Origin of the sequence: Micromonospora sp. NPDC048871, assembly GCF_043198155.1 — a bacterium.
Lineage (GTDB): Bacteria > Actinomycetota > Actinomycetes > Mycobacteriales > Micromonosporaceae > Micromonospora.
This window is the reverse complement of record NZ_JBICUM010000002.1, coordinates 920,324-933,360: the sequence shown is the minus strand read 5'-3', so window position 1 is coordinate 933,360 and position 13,037 is coordinate 920,324. Positions and strand designations below refer to the sequence as shown.

Below are 13,037 nucleotides of genomic sequence, written 5' to 3'. Positions count from 1 at the left end.
AACATCGAAAGGGGGTGTGGATGGACCAGGTGTTCGTTGCCGTGGCCGACCCCACCCGCCGTGGGATCCTTCTTCTCACCCGCGACCGCGAGGTCGCAGCCGGCGAGATCGCCGCGCAGTTCCCGGTGATCAGCCGGCCAGCCGTCTCGCAGCACCTGCGTGTCCTGGTCCACGCCGGCCTGCTCCACGTGCGACGCGACGGAAGCCGCCGCCTCTACCGGCTGCGGGCCGAAGGCTTCGCCGAGGCCGCTGGCTTCCTTGACGCCATGTGGGCGGCCCGGCTCGACCATCTCAAGCGAGAAGTGGAGCAGGAACACCAGGGATGATTGAGCACACCATCAAGATCGAAGCCCCGCCCGAGGTGGTCTGGCGCTTCTTCACCGATCCGGCGCGCATGGCCCGCTGGCTCGGTCCGGCCGATCTCGACCCGGTGCCGGGCGGCGAACTGATGTTCCAGCTCTCCGACGGTCCACGGCCCGTTGTACGCGGCCGCTTCATCGAGCTTCGGCTATACGAGAAGATCGTCTTTACATTTGGCTGGGATCCGACGCCCGGCGTGCCCGATCTGCCGTCCGGCTCCTCCCAGGTCGAGGTGACCCTGTCGGCGCAAGCCGGCGGCACCCTGCTGACCCTGCACCACACCAACGTGCCGCCCGATCTCGTCGTAAACACTCACACCGGCTGGGCCGGCTTCCTCGGTAATCTCGAAGCTGAAGCCGCGAACGCATAGCGGGCTGTCCATGAACGGTCACCGGGTCTCATCGGTCAGGCGGTTTTGATGCGAGGTCGGCCTCAGCGGTGTTGGCGTTCGCTGCGGACTCGGGCGCGTTCGCGGCGTTGAGCTGCCAGGACGTCGGGGTGACGGGCGTTGGCGTTGCGCCAGCTCAGGTATTTCTGCAGCTCACGGGCCAGCACGGTGTGGTTCGGGTGGTTCGAGCCGGCCATCGTAAAGGTGCGCAGTGGCCCGAACTGGGCCTCGATCGGGTTGGCCCACGACGCGCTGGTCGGGGTGAAACACAACTCGACCTTGTTCCGGGCCGCCCAGGCCCGGATGGTCGGGGTCTTGTTCGCCGACAGGTTGTCCAGGGTGACGTAGATCGGTGCACCGTCAGGCCGCCGCGCGCGGATCGACTTGAGCGCGGACAGAGTGTGATCGCCGCCCTTGCGGCGGCGCATGACACCCCACAGCTGGTCGTCGGCGAAGCTGTAGCAGCCGTGGAAGTAGCGGATCCCGTGCGTGCGCGCGTAGGTCGCGGGCAGCCGGTCGGGGTGCCCGGCCGGCGCCCATGAGGTGTCGTGGTACGGGCGGATCGACAGCGGCCCGAACTGGTCGAACGCGAAGCAGCGCTGCGAAAACCGGGTAGTCACCTCCTCGATGCGGTCCAGCTTGGCGTCGAAGTCCGGGTCGGTCGACTCCTTCCACGTCCTGGTGCGCTGCCAGCTGACCTCGTTGTCGCGCAGCATCTGCCGCAGCCGTTCCCGACCGACAACCACCCGCCGATCAGGGTTGGTAGCGAGGTAGTCGGCGAGTTTGCGCAGGCTCCAGCGGGTGAACGGGCGGCCGAGCTTGCTCGGCCGCGTGGTGGCCGTCGCGACGATGAACGCCTCATCGTCGTCATCGATCCGGCGGGGACGGCCTCCCGCCCACCGAGAGTCCAGCGCACGAAGACCCATCTCGTTGAACGCATGGATCACATCACGCACCGTGTCCTCGTGTGCCGCGACCAGCCGCGCGATCGCCGGCACCGGCGTGCCCGAGGCCGACGCCATGATGATCAACGCCCGGCGGACCGAACCGAGTCGTGCTTGCCCCGCCGTACCAGTTGCTGCAGCCTGCGGCCCTCGTCCTGCGTCAACCGCCGTGCCCGTACCGGCTCGGCCAACTCGCCCACCCCACTCCCGGCAGCCAACATCACCGCCGTCGAGGGTGAGCCCCTATCGCCTGGTCCGAGTGAACGCCGTCCGGCGTGTCACCAACCCGGTGAACGTTCATGGACAGCCCACTAGCTGCTCCACTCGTGAGCTGGTATGCCAGCCAGTGATGGTCTGCTATCGGACGCAGGCACGGTAACACGGGATCTTCGGCGCTGGACCCGACCCGACCGGGCACCGCATGTCGGGTCGGCGAGTCCGCCGCGACCATAGCGTGGGTCGCATCAAGGGAGGGAGACCTGGCGTGCTGGAGCGGCTCAACCAGGCTTTGGACCACCTAGAACAGCGGCTCGACCAGCCGGTCGAGATCGCCGATCTGGCGCGGATCGCAGTCACCTCGGAGTACCACTTCCGGCGGCTGTTCTCCGCACTGGCCGGCATTCCGCTGTCCGAGTACGTGCGCCGTCGACGGCTGACCATGGCGGCGGCGGAGGTGGTCGCGGGGGAGCGCACCCTGCTGGACATCGCGGTCCGCTGGGGGTACGGCTCGGCCGAGGCCTTCGCCCGTGCGTTCAAGGCCATGCACGGGACAGGCCCGGGCGAGGCCCGGCGTACGAAGTGCGCCCTGCACGCCCAGCCACGGGTCTCCTTCCGGCTCATCGTCGAAGGGAGCAGCAGTATGCGATACCGCATCGTGAGTAAGGACGCCTTCCAGTTGGCCGGCCGCAAGGCCCGGGTGCCGCTGGTGCACGAGGGCATGAACCCGGCGATCGTCGCCTTCATCAAGAGCATCGACCCGGCGACCCGGGAACGCATCGAGGCCCTGTCCGACCAGGAACCGGCGGGGATCGTCAACGTCAGCGACGGCCTGACCGGCAACCGGGCCGAGGGCACCGAACTGGATTACTGGTACGGGGTGGTCACCGGCGCCGAGGTGCCGGCCGATCTCGAGGTGTTGCCGGTGTCGGCGGGGGACTGGGCGGTGTTCGAGGTGTCCGGGCCGTTCCCCGCAGCGGTGCAGCACCTGTGGCGGGACGTCTTCACCCAGTGGTTCCCGTCCAACCCCTACCGTTCCCGCCCCGGGCCGGAGATCTCGCGTACCACGGTCTCCGCCGACGGCACCCAGGCCGAGGCGCAACTGTGGATCCCGGTGGAGCCGGTAGCCGCCTGAGCCCTCCTCCGGTCAGCCGGGCTCGCGCCACACGGTGCCCGGGGGCAGGAAGAAGGCCGGGGCCTGGGGGTCGAGGGCGTGCCGGATCACCAGGCGGGAATGCTCGTCCAACTCGGGTAGCTCCTCCGGCGGGAACCAACCCACGGCCAGCGACTCGTCGTCGTTCACCCGAGCCTGCCCGCCCACCGGCCGGCAGTGGAAACAGAGGTTGAGGCACTCGCACCGGTCCCCGTTCGGGTACCGGTGCGGGTGCGACACCGCGCTGCTGAGCCGCAGCGGCTCGACCCGCAGGCCGGCCTCCTCCCACACCTCACGCACCACCGCGGTGGCCGGCTGTTCGCCCGGCTCGACGAAACCGCTAGGCACCGCCCAGCGTCCGTCGTCGGCGCGTTGGCCCAGCAGCAGTTCACCGGCCTCGTTGCAGACCACCGCGCTGACGCTCGGCAGCCAGAGCAGGTCATGTCCGACGTGCTCACGCAGCCGCAGGATGTAATCCGGCACCCCCACCCCGGCGACCCTAGCCCCGGCCGCCGGCCCGCGCTCCCGGCCCGACCCGCGTCCCCCGCCCGGGCCCAGGAGAACCGGGCGGCGATTCTCCCGGTTCCGGCCCGCCACCATCACACCCGGATCTACTGTGGAAGTCTCCGAGGACTTGCGCTGTTCCGGTGGCGAGTGGCCGCTCGTCGGTGCACAGTGATTCCCATGAGCGACAGCGACCCCCGGCGCTACTACTGGTGCACCCGACACCACCGAGTCGAGACCGGAACCGAGGTCTGTGCGGCTAGGCACGTGCTCGGCCCGTACGCCTCCGCCGCCGACGCGGAGAACGCCCTCCAGAAGGTGCGGGAGCGTAACGAGGCGTGGGAGGCCGAGGACGCCCGCAGGGCCGAGGAGGAGGGCAAGGAGTACAGGGAGTAGACGACGCGGGGGTCTCCCGGGTCGAGAGCACCGCGTGCGCCGCCGGGGCGGTGACACGTCCCCGAGGAGGCAATCGAGATGGCCGAAGCACAACAGGCCACCCCACCGGCCGCGAAGCGTACGCCCGCGAGGAGAACCGCCGCGACGGAACGCACCGCCGGTGTGACCCGCACCCCGTCCAGTCGCCGGGCCACCGGCACCGCGCCGGCGGCGCGCAAGTCCACCGCACCCACCACGCGGACCGCTGCGACCAAGACCACCGCCACCAAGGCCCCCGCGAAGAAGACCACCGCGAAGGCGACCTCAACCCGACCCGCAGCAGCCGCCAAGAAGGCGCCATCCACCCGGCCTGCGACCGCCGCCAAGACGACCGCCGCCAAGAAGGCGCCCGCCAAGAAGGCGCCCGCCACGGCGACCGCTAAGAAGGCCCCGGCGAAGAAGGCGACCTCGACCAGGGCTCCGGCGAAGAAGACGACCACCGCGAAGAAGGCGACCTCGACCCGGCCCACGGCGGCCGCGAAGAAGACCACCACCGCCAAGAAGGCCCCCGCCCGTAAGGGCACGACGAAGGCGAAGTAGGCCGGGGCGTACTGCGGCGGGATCCTGCCGACTGAGGGGGCGTACCCCCGTCGGTCGGGGGAGGGCGTTTCCGACCCGGCGCTGTCAGGATGGGCCCATGGTCATCCGACGCGTCCTAGCACCGCGCATCGACTTCGGGGCCCTGCGCCGCGAGTTGGGGCTGCCCGACGACTACCCGCAGGCCGCGCTGCGGGAGGCCGAGGAGGCCGCCGCCGCGCCACCCCGGCCCGCGGTCGACCGCACGGACATCCCGCTGGTCACCCTGGACCCGCCCGGGTCGCGGGACCTGGACCAGGCGATGCACCTGAGCCGCCGCGCCGGTGGCGGCTTCCGGGTGCGGTACGCGATAGCCGACGTGGCCGCCCACGTACGCCCGGGTGGTGTCCTGGAGGAGGAGACCTGGCGGCGCGGGCAGACCGTCTACCTGCCGGACGGCAATGTGCCGTTGCACCCGCACAGCCTCGGTGAGGGCGCGGCCAGTCTGCTGCCGGAGGTGGACCGGGCGGCCGTGCTGTGGACCATCGACCTGGACCCCGAGGGGGCCACCACGTCGGTGCATCTGGAACGGGCGCTGGTCCGCAGCCGGGCCCAGTTGGACTACCCCGGGGTGCAGGCCGACGCCGAGGCGGGTCGGCTGCCGGAGCCGATCGCCCTGCTGCCCGAGATCGGGGCCCTGCTCACCGCCCGGGGACTGCGTCGCGGGGCGATCAACCTGCCGATCCCCGAGCAGGATGTGGAGGCCGACGGCGAGGGGTGGCGGCTGGTGCTGCGGGCCCCGGTGCCGATGGAGGAACACAACGCCCAGATCTCCCTGCTCACCGGGATGGCCGCCGCCGATCTGATGCTGGCCGGCAGGATCGGACTGCTGCGTACTATGCCGGCGCCGAAGCCGGAGGCGGTGCAGCGGTTGCGGGCCGCCGCCGCGCCGCTGGGGGTGCACTGGCCGGACGAGGTAGGCGTCGGTGAGCTGCTGCTGGGGTTGGATCCGGGGCAGCCCCGGGCCGCCGCCTTCGTCGACCAGGCGGCCGAGTTGATGCGGTCGGCCGCGTACACCGCCTTCGACGGCGAGGTGCCCGAGCAGCCGACCCACGGTGGGGTGGCGGCCGCGTACGCCCATGTCACGGCCCCGTTGCGTCGACTGGCCGACCGGTATGCCACGGAGGTCTGCCTGGCCCTGCACGAGGGTCGGACGGTGCCGGACTGGGCCCGGGAGGCGTTGCCCCGGTTGCCGGCGGCGATGGCGGCCACCGACCGGGTCGCCTCGGCGGCCAACCGGGGTGCGATCGATCTGGCCGAGGCGGTGCTGTTGCAGCACCGGGTGGGGGAGACCTTCGAGGCGGCCGTGCTGGACGTGACCGCCCCGGCGAACGGCCGGTCGAGTCGGCCGCCCGGCGGTACGGTCGCCCTGGACGATCCGCCGGTACGCGCCCGCTGCCTGGGTGAGCTGACCCTGGGCACCCGGATGCGGGTCCGGTTGGTGACCGCCGACCCGGCCACCCGGGCGGTCGCCTTCGAACTCGCCTGACCGCAACCGGCAGCGGGGATTGTCACAGGGGTAGTCGCCGTTGTCGGGTCGGCGTGGCTGGAAGGATGACGACCATGGCATACGATCCGAGCGACCTGCCCGACGTCTCCGGGCTCACGGTCGGCATCATCGGCGGCACCGGCGACCAGGGTCGGGGGTTGGCCTACCGGTTCGCCCGGGCCGGTCAGACCGTGTTGATCGGCTCCCGTTCCGCCTCCCGGGCCGCCCAGTCGGCCGAGGAGATCGCCGCCCTGCCCGGGGTCGCGGCCGGTGGCAGCGTCACCGGGGCGGACAACGACGAGGTGGCCCGGCGCAGCGATGTGGTGATCATCGCGGTGCCCTGGGAGGGGCACGCCGCTACCCTTACCGACCTGGCCGAGCCCCTGGCGGGCAAGATCGTGGTCGACTGTGTCAATCCCCTCGGCTTCGACAAGCAGGGTCCGTACCCCCTGCCGGTGGCCGAGGGCAGCGCGGTTCAGCAGGCCGCCGCCCTGCTGCCGGACTCCCGGGTCTGCGCGGCCTTCAACCACGTCAGTGCCCCGCTGCTGGCCGACCCGGAGATCGACCGGATCGAGCTGGACGTGCTGATCTGCACCGAGGAGCGGGAGCTGGTCGATGTCGTCGCCGCCCTGGCCGCCCGGATTCCCGGGATGCGGGGGGTGTACGCGGGACGGCTGCGCAACGCCCACCAGATCGAGGCGTTCACCGCCAACCTGATCGCGATCAACCGCCGGTACAAGACCCACGCCGGAGTGCGGGTCACCGATCTCTGACAACGGTGTGGCCCGGCCGTGGGGCCGGGCCACACCGTTGCGACGGTCAGAAGTTGATGTCGACGCCGGTTTCCTTGCAGACCGCGGTGAGGTTCGTGGCGGTCTTCTGGAAGGCGGCGGCGTCCCCGGCGGCGACCGGGTCGGAGGACTCGGCAGCCTCCTCCACCTGGGCCTGGAACTCCTTCACCGCGTTGGCCACCTTGCTGTCCGTGCTGGCGGCCTCGGCGGCCTTGCCGAGCGCCGCGGCCATGTCGGTGTAGGTCTCCGACAGCATCTCGGCGGTCGGCTCCTTACCGGCCTGGAGCGCGTCGAACAGTACTTCCTTCGACTCGTCTCCGGCCTTCTGCACGGCCTCACAGACCTTCTTGTCGTCCTCACCGGCGGCGGCCGGTGCGGAGGTCTGCGGGGTGGCGGAGGCGCTGGCGGGAGCCGAGGCGGAGGTCGCCGGGGCCTCGGTGTCCTCCCCGCCGCAGGCGGTGAGGGCGAAGACGGTGACTCCGGCCAGGGCTAGTGCAAAGAGTTGATCACGTTTCACGGCTGCGAAGCGTAGTGCGCCCTGTCCAGTCATTCCGCCCTCGGGCATCCCGGTACCGGATCCTGGGGTGTGAAGCATCGCCGCACCCCAGGATCCGGCGAGGGTCAGAAGGTGTGCTCGGCGGCCGGGAACTCGCCGCCGCGTACCTCCTCGGCGAAGCGGCGGGTGGCCGCCTCCAGGGTGCCGGCCAGGTCGGCGTAGCGCTTGACGAACCGGGGGGCCCGTCCGGTCCGCAGACCGGCCATGTCCTGCCAGACCAGCACCTGGGCATCCGTCTCCGGGCCGGCACCGATGCCCACCGTGGGGATGGTCAGCTCGGCGGTGATCCGCTTGGCGACCGTCCCGGGCACCATCTCCAGCACCACCGCGAAGGCCCCGGCCTCGGCGACCGCCCGCGCGTCGGCGATCACCTCCTCGGCGGCGTCACCCCGGCCCTGCACCCGGTAGCCGCCGAGGTTGTGCTCGCTCTGCGGGGTGAAGCCGATGTGCGCCATCACCGGGATGCCGGCGCCGACGATGGCGGCGATCTGGTCGGCACAGCGCCGACCACCCTCCAGCTTCACCGCGTGACAGCCGCCCTCCTTCATGAACCGTACGGCCGTACGCAGGGCCTGGGTCGGCCCCTCCTCGTACGAGCCGAACGGCAGGTCACCGACGACCAGGGTCTGCCGGGTGGCCCGGACCACCGCCCGGACCAGGGGCAGCAGATCCTCCGCGGTCACCGGCAGGGTGGTCTCGTAGCCGAACACGTTGTTCGCCGCCGAGTCGCCGACCAGCAGCACCGGAATGCCGGCCGCGTCGAAGATCGAGGCGGTGTACTGGTCGTACGAGGTGAGCATGGCCCACTTCTCGCCGCGCTCCTTGGCGGCGATCAGATCGCGGGTACGGACCCGGCGGGTGGCCGGGCCGCCGTAGAGGGCGGTCACCTCGGCCGGAGTGGACTCCACCATGACTGTCTCCTTTCCTCGAGGCCGCGTACGCGGTCCCCGGGCTCTGCCGCGATCGTCGCACCGGTGGGCCCGGTGGCGGCAGGTCGCAGTGGAGGATGTCACTCCGGCCGGGGCCGGTGGTGGGGTCAGCCGTCCTCCCGCCACCGGTTGGTGATCGGCAGCCGTCGGTCCCGGCCGAACGCCTTCATGGAGATCTTCGTGCCGGGGGCGGACTGGCGGCGCTTGTACTCGGCGGTATCCACCATCCGCAGCACCTTGTCCACGATCGCCGGGTCGTGGCCGGAGGCCACCAGGCCATCCCGGCCCAGGTCCCCGTCGACGTAGCCGATCAGGATCGGGTCCAGCACGTCGTAGTCGGGCAGGGTGTCGCTGTCCAACTGACCCGGGCTCAGCTCGGCGCTCGGCGGCTTGCCGATCGAGTTCTCCGGGATCGGCGGGGTGTGGCCCAGCCGGGTGGCCTCGGCGTTGCGCCACTTGGCCAGCCGCCACACCAGGGTCTTCCACACGTCCTTGATCGGGTTGAAGCCGCCGACCGAGTCGCCGTAGAGGGTGGAGTAGCCGACCGCCAGTTCGCTCTTGTTGCCGGTGGTGAGCACCAGCGGGCCCTCCTGGTTCGACAGGGCCATCAGGATCACCCCCCGCACCCGGGCCTGGAGGTTCTCCACGGCCACCCCGGACAGGGACAGGTTGGCCAGGAAGGCGTCCACCATCGGCTGGATGGGCTCGATCCGGTAGTCCAGCCCGGTGCGCTTGGCCAGGTCGGCCGCGTCCTCCCGGCTGTGCTCGGAGGAGTGCTGACTGGGCAGCGAGACCCCGACGACCCGGTCGGGGCCGAGGGCGTCCACCGCGATGGCCGCCACCACGGCCGAGTCGATGCCGCCGGAGAGGCCCAGCACCACCGAGGGGAAGCGGTTCTTGTTCACATAGTCGCGCAGCCCGAGCACCAGGGCCTGCCACACCTCGGCCTCGTCGGCGACCGGCTCGATGACCCCGCCGTGCGCCGCCGGGCCGTCCGGGGCGGGCGGAAGGCCCTCGACCGTACGCCGCACCAGCCGCAACCCGTCGCCCACCTGGCCGCCGTCGGCGATCCCGCCCGCCTCGGTGGTCGACGGCACGGACACGTCGTGGACGAGCAGGTGCTCGACGAACTGCGGGGCCCGGGCCAGCAGGGTCCCGTCCGGCCCGACGATCATCGAGTCGCCCTCGAAGACCAACTCGTCCTGGCCGCCGACCATGTTGACGTAGGCGATGGTGGCCTCGGCCTCGGCGGCCCGGCGGCGGACCACCGGCAGCCGCAGGTCGTCCTTGTTCAGCTCGTACGGCGAGCCGTTGATGCTGACGACCAGCCCGACCCCGGCCTGCCGGGCGGCGGCGAACGGCCCGCCGGCCTGCCACAGGTCCTCGCAGATGGTCAGCGCCACGTCCACCCCGCCGAGCCGGACCACCGTCAGGGTGTCTCCGGGCACGAAGTAGCGGTCCTCGTCGAAGACCCCGTAGTTGGGCAGGTGGTGCTTGAAGTAGGTGGCCTGCACCTGGCCCCGGTGCAGCAGGGCGGCGGCGTTGCGGGCCCCGCGACCCGGCTCGGCGTCGCCGCTGAACTGCGGCGGACCGTCGGCGTCCAGATAACCCACCACGATCGGCACCTCGCCCAGCCCGTCGGCGGCCAGGTCGGCGGCGAGCCGGTCCAGGGCGGCCTTGGAGGCGGCGACGAAGGACCGCCGGAAGACCAGATCCTCCACCGGGTAGCCGGTCAGCACCATCTCCGGGAAGAGCACCAACTGGGCGCCGGCCTCGGCGGCCCGGCGGGACCAGGCGCGGACTAGGTCGGCGTTGCCGGTGAGATCGCCGACGCTGGGGTTGACCTGGCACAGAGCGAGACGCAGGGTGGGCATGTCCTCATCTTGCCCCAGCCCGATGAGGTCGACACGTGGGCGTGGCTGCCGAACCCCCGCAGCGGGCCGGTGACCGCCGGTCGGGACTGCACGGGACGCGGTGACGGCTGTTCGCGTAACGTCTGCGTAATCGGGCCGGTGAAGACTGGTCGGACAGGTCGGGCAAAGCCCGGTCGAAGGCGGACATAGAGTCGCGGAAGGTTGAGGCAGTGGACCGACAGCAGGAGTTCGTTCTTCGTACGCTGGAAGAGCGGGACATCCGCTTCGTCCGGCTCTGGTTCACCGACGTGCTCGGCACCCTCAAGAGCGTCTCGGTCGCCCCGGCCGAGCTGGAGGCCGCCTTCGACGAGGGCATCGGGTTCGACGGCTCGGCGATCGAGGGCTTCGCCCGGGTCTTCGAGTCGGACATGGTGGCCATGCCGGACCCGACGACCTTCCAGGTGTTCCCCTTCGAGGGCGGGGTCAGCGGCGAGAGCGCCCGGATGTTCTGCGACATCCTGCTGCCCGACGGCAGCCCCTCCTGGGCCGACCCCCGGCATGTGCTGCGCCGGGCGCTGTCCCGGGCGGCCGAGAAGGGCTTCACCTTCTACACCCACCCCGAGATCGAGTTCTTCCTGCTGGAGAACGGCCCGGCGGACGGCTCGGTGCCGATCCCGGTGGACACCGGCGGCTACTTCGAGCACACCACCCACGCGGTGGCCCGGGACTTCCGCCGCCAGGCGGTGCTGGCCCTGGAGCGCATCGGCATCTCGGTGGAGTACAGCCACCACGAGGTCGCCCCCGGCCAGCAGGAGATCGACCTGCGCTACGCCGACGCCCTGACCACGGCCGACAACATCATGACCTTCCGGCACGTGGTGAAGGAGGTGGCCCTCTCCACCGGGGTGCAGGCCACCTTCATGCCCAAGCCCTTCACCGACCAGCCGGGCAGCGGCATGCACACCCACCTGTCGCTGTTCGAGGGGGAGCGCAACGCCTTCCACGACGCCAGCGACCCGATGAAGCTGTCCAAGGTGGCCCGGGCCTTCATCGCCGGGCTGCTGGTGCACGCCCGGGAGTACACCGCGGTCACCAACCAGTGGGTGAACTCCTACAAGCGGCTGTTCCCGCAGGCCCTGCCGGACCGGGTCACCGAGAGCCCGGCGTACGTCTGCTGGGGGCACCTGAACCGGTCCGCCCTGGTCCGGGTCCCGGCGTACGGCAAGCCCAACTCGGCCCGGGTGGAGATCCGCTCGCCCGACTCGGCCGCCAACCCGTACCTGGCCTTCGCGGTGCTGCTCGGTGCCGGGATGAAGGGCATCGAGCAGGGGTACGAGCTGCCGCCGGGTGCGGAGGACGACGTCTGGGCCCTGACCAGTGGCGAACGGCGGGCGATGGGCTACGAGCCGTTGCCGGAGAACCTGGCCGAGGCGATCGACGTGATGGCCGGCTCGGAACTGGTCGCCGAGGTGCTCGGCGAACACGTCTTCGACTTCTTCCTGCGCAACAAGCGCTCGGAGTGGGAGCAGTACCGCCGCGAGGTCACCCCGTACGAGCGCCAGCACTACCTGTCGCTGTAACCCGGCCGCCGGGCTGTCGGCCGTTGCGGGCTGCCGCTATCGTCTCGATCACCGTGCCGGCGCCCTGCCGGTCGGAGATGACAGTCGGGGAGGCAGTCGGTGTTGGAGGATCTGCTCAGCGGAGCCTGGCAGAGCGTGGTGTTCGGGATCGTCGGCGTCGGTCTGATGGCCGCCGGCTTCGGGCTGGTCGACCTGCTCACCCCCGGCAAGCTGCGGGACCTGATCTGGGTACGCCGTAACGCCAACGCCGGGTTGCTGCTCGCCGCCAACCAGCTCGGTGTCGCCGGGATCGTGTTCACCGCGATCCTGACCAGCTACCACGACTTCGCCAAGGGGCTGGCGTCGACTGTGCTGTTCGGACTGATCGGCCTCGGCATCATGGCGCTGGCCTTCGTCGTGCTGGACCTGCTCACCCCGGGCAAGCTCGGCGAGGTGGTCTGCTCCGACGAGCCCCACCCGGTCGCAAAGGTCAGCGCCGCCAGCCACTTCGGCGCCGCCCTGATCGTCTGCGCCTGCATCGCCTAACTCCCACCCCACCCCACCCCACCCCGCCCCAGCGGGGTTGATCATGAGGTTGGCGGCACTCTGTAGATCGACGAGTGCCGCCAACCTCATGATCGACGGGGTGGGGCGTCGGGGTTACTTGGTGGTGGGCTGAGGGGCGGGGCCGAAGACGCCGGCTTCGGCGGCTGCGGTGATCGCGTCGGCCTGCTCCTGGGTGAGCTTGCCCTCCTCGACCGCCTCGGCGAGGCGCTCGGCCATGGCCTCCTGGCGGTCCTCCGGGGAACCCTTCGGCCCACGGTCGCCGCCACCCTTGTGGTCGCCACCGCGCTTGTGGTCGCCGCCGCGACCCTCGGGGCGCTCACCATCCGGCTTGTGCTGCTCGCGGAGCTTCTCCAGGGCCTCGGTCACCTTGTCGGCGGGCACACCCAGCTCCTCGGCCAACGCCTCGGCGAACGCCTGCTGGCGCTCCCCACGCTCCGGCCGCTGGCCGTCCTTGTGGTCCTCCGCACTTGCGCTGGCGCTGGGGCTCGGGGTGGCCGTGTCGTCGGCGAGCGCCACGGTGGGAGCGGCGATCCCCACGGCGAGCACACCCGCAGCGGCCAGCCCGCCCAGCAGGTGCTTCTTCGAGATCGTGCGGGACATCGGTCCTCCAACTCGTAGGTGATGCGATGACGTCACCGACAGTGACCGGCCAGTCTGGGCGCGGCCCGTGGCGAACCTGTCAGCGAGCTGGCAAGTCGGCGCAGATGATCGGACATG

Annotated in this window: 14 protein-coding genes and 1 pseudogene; 9 read left to right on the top strand and 6 right to left on the bottom strand. The window is 71.1% G+C overall.

The features are described from left to right. The first annotated feature begins 20 nt into the window (after positions 1–20). Together ACGFIK_RS08760 and ACGFIK_RS08755 are read left to right on the top strand one after the other, a co-directional pair. A complete protein-coding gene (locus ACGFIK_RS08760; protein WP_327024702.1) occupies positions 21–326 on the top strand; it encodes a metalloregulator ArsR/SmtB family transcription factor in 306 nt (101 codons plus the stop codon). Next, on the top strand, positions 323–730 hold the full coding sequence (locus ACGFIK_RS08755; RefSeq protein WP_327024703.1) for an SRPBCC domain-containing protein: 408 nt from the start codon (positions 323–325) through the stop codon (positions 728–730). Before ACGFIK_RS08760 ends, ACGFIK_RS08755 begins: the two co-directional genes overlap by 4 nt. Before the next feature lie 62 nt (positions 731–792). On the opposite strand, the pseudogene ACGFIK_RS08750 reads toward ACGFIK_RS08755, so the two are convergent. Further along, positions 793–1,883: pseudogene (locus tag ACGFIK_RS08750) on the bottom strand (IS630 family transposase). A 293-nt stretch (positions 1,884–2,176) separates the two neighbouring features. Here ACGFIK_RS08750 and ACGFIK_RS08745 point away from each other — a divergent pair. After that, a complete protein-coding gene (locus tag ACGFIK_RS08745) occupies positions 2,177–3,043 on the top strand; it encodes an AraC family transcriptional regulator (RefSeq protein WP_327024704.1) in 867 nt (288 codons plus the stop codon). A 12-nt stretch (positions 3,044–3,055) separates the two neighbouring features. Here ACGFIK_RS08745 and ACGFIK_RS08740 read toward each other — a convergent pair whose 3' ends face one another. Further along, a complete protein-coding gene (locus ACGFIK_RS08740; protein ID WP_327024705.1) occupies positions 3,056–3,550 on the bottom strand; it encodes an NUDIX domain-containing protein in 495 nt (164 codons plus the stop codon). Positions 3,551–3,745: 195 nt separating this feature from the next. On the opposite strand from ACGFIK_RS08740, the gene ACGFIK_RS08735 reads away from it, so the two are divergent. The 4 genes from ACGFIK_RS08735 to npdG all read left to right on the top strand — a co-directional run bounded on the left by ACGFIK_RS08735 (position 3,746) and on the right by npdG (position 6,838). Then, positions 3,746–3,961: a hypothetical protein gene (locus ACGFIK_RS08735; RefSeq protein ID WP_327024706.1), complete on the top strand. Its 216-nt coding sequence runs from the start codon at positions 3,746–3,748 to the stop codon at positions 3,959–3,961. 78 nt (positions 3,962–4,039) lie between these two features. Continuing rightward, positions 4,040–4,540: a hypothetical protein gene (locus tag ACGFIK_RS08730; protein ID WP_327024707.1), complete on the top strand. Its 501-nt coding sequence runs from the start codon at positions 4,040–4,042 to the stop codon at positions 4,538–4,540. Between the two features lie 97 nt (positions 4,541–4,637). Beyond that, positions 4,638–6,065: an RNB domain-containing ribonuclease gene (locus tag ACGFIK_RS08725; RefSeq protein WP_393338479.1), complete on the top strand. Its 1,428-nt coding sequence runs from the start codon at positions 4,638–4,640 to the stop codon at positions 6,063–6,065. 74 nt (positions 6,066–6,139) lie between these two features. Continuing rightward, complete coding sequence (gene npdG / locus ACGFIK_RS08720) at positions 6,140–6,838, top strand: NADPH-dependent F420 reductase (protein ID WP_393338476.1); 699 nt, start codon at positions 6,140–6,142, stop codon at positions 6,836–6,838. A 46-nt stretch (positions 6,839–6,884) separates the two neighbouring features. On the opposite strand, the gene ACGFIK_RS08715 is transcribed toward npdG, so the two are convergent. The 3 genes from ACGFIK_RS08715 to ACGFIK_RS08705 all read right to left on the bottom strand — a co-directional run bounded on the left by ACGFIK_RS08715 (position 6,885) and on the right by ACGFIK_RS08705 (position 10,215). Then, positions 6,885–7,373 carry a hypothetical protein gene (locus tag ACGFIK_RS08715; RefSeq protein WP_393338474.1) on the bottom strand — a complete coding sequence of 163 codons (489 nt, stop codon included), beginning with the start codon at positions 7,371–7,373 and terminating at the stop codon, positions 6,885–6,887. 104 nt (positions 7,374–7,477) lie between these two features. Next, positions 7,478–8,323, bottom strand: a complete 846-nt coding sequence (gene panB / locus ACGFIK_RS08710) for a 3-methyl-2-oxobutanoate hydroxymethyltransferase (protein WP_327024711.1) — start codon at positions 8,321–8,323, stop codon at positions 7,478–7,480. 125 nt (positions 8,324–8,448) lie between these two features. Then, on the bottom strand, positions 8,449–10,215 hold the full coding sequence (locus tag ACGFIK_RS08705; protein ID WP_393338470.1) for an NAD+ synthase: 1,767 nt from the start codon (positions 10,213–10,215) through the stop codon (positions 8,449–8,451). A gap of 209 nt (positions 10,216–10,424) precedes the next feature. On the opposite strand from ACGFIK_RS08705, the gene glnA reads away from it, so the two are divergent. Further along, on the top strand, positions 10,425–11,774 hold the full coding sequence (gene glnA, locus ACGFIK_RS08700) for a type I glutamate--ammonia ligase (protein ID WP_327024714.1): 1,350 nt from the start codon (positions 10,425–10,427) through the stop codon (positions 11,772–11,774). Between the two features lie 99 nt (positions 11,775–11,873). Then, complete coding sequence (locus ACGFIK_RS08695; RefSeq protein WP_393338467.1) at positions 11,874–12,299, top strand: DUF350 domain-containing protein; 426 nt, start codon at positions 11,874–11,876, stop codon at positions 12,297–12,299. Positions 12,300–12,413: 114 nt separating this feature from the next. On the opposite strand, the gene ACGFIK_RS08690 is transcribed toward ACGFIK_RS08695, so the two are convergent. Then, a complete protein-coding gene (locus ACGFIK_RS08690) occupies positions 12,414–12,920 on the bottom strand; it encodes a hypothetical protein (protein ID WP_393338464.1) in 507 nt (168 codons plus the stop codon). Between the last annotated feature and the right edge of the window lie 117 nt (positions 12,921–13,037).

Coding starts and splice junctions, on each gene's coding strand:
- ACGFIK_RS08760 (WP_327024702.1), top strand. CDS start 21: ATGGACCAGGTGTTCGTTGCCGTGGCCGACCCCACCCGCCGTGGGATC.
- ACGFIK_RS08755 (WP_327024703.1), top strand. CDS start 323: ATGATTGAGCACACCATCAAGATCGAAGCCCCGCCCGAGGTGGTCTGG.
- ACGFIK_RS08735 (WP_327024706.1), top strand. CDS start 3,746: ATGAGCGACAGCGACCCCCGGCGCTACTACTGGTGCACCCGACACCAC.
- ACGFIK_RS08730 (WP_327024707.1), top strand. CDS start 4,040: ATGGCCGAAGCACAACAGGCCACCCCACCGGCCGCGAAGCGTACGCCC.
- ACGFIK_RS08725 (WP_393338479.1), top strand. CDS start 4,638: ATGGTCATCCGACGCGTCCTAGCACCGCGCATCGACTTCGGGGCCCTG.
- npdG (WP_393338476.1), top strand. CDS start 6,140: ATGGCATACGATCCGAGCGACCTGCCCGACGTCTCCGGGCTCACGGTC.
- panB (WP_327024711.1), bottom strand. CDS start 8,323: ATGGTGGAGTCCACTCCGGCCGAGGTGACCGCCCTCTACGGCGGCCCG.
- ACGFIK_RS08705 (WP_393338470.1), bottom strand. CDS start 10,215: ATGCCCACCCTGCGTCTCGCTCTGTGCCAGGTCAACCCCAGCGTCGGC.
- ACGFIK_RS08690 (WP_393338464.1), bottom strand. CDS start 12,920: ATGTCCCGCACGATCTCGAAGAAGCACCTGCTGGGCGGGCTGGCCGCT.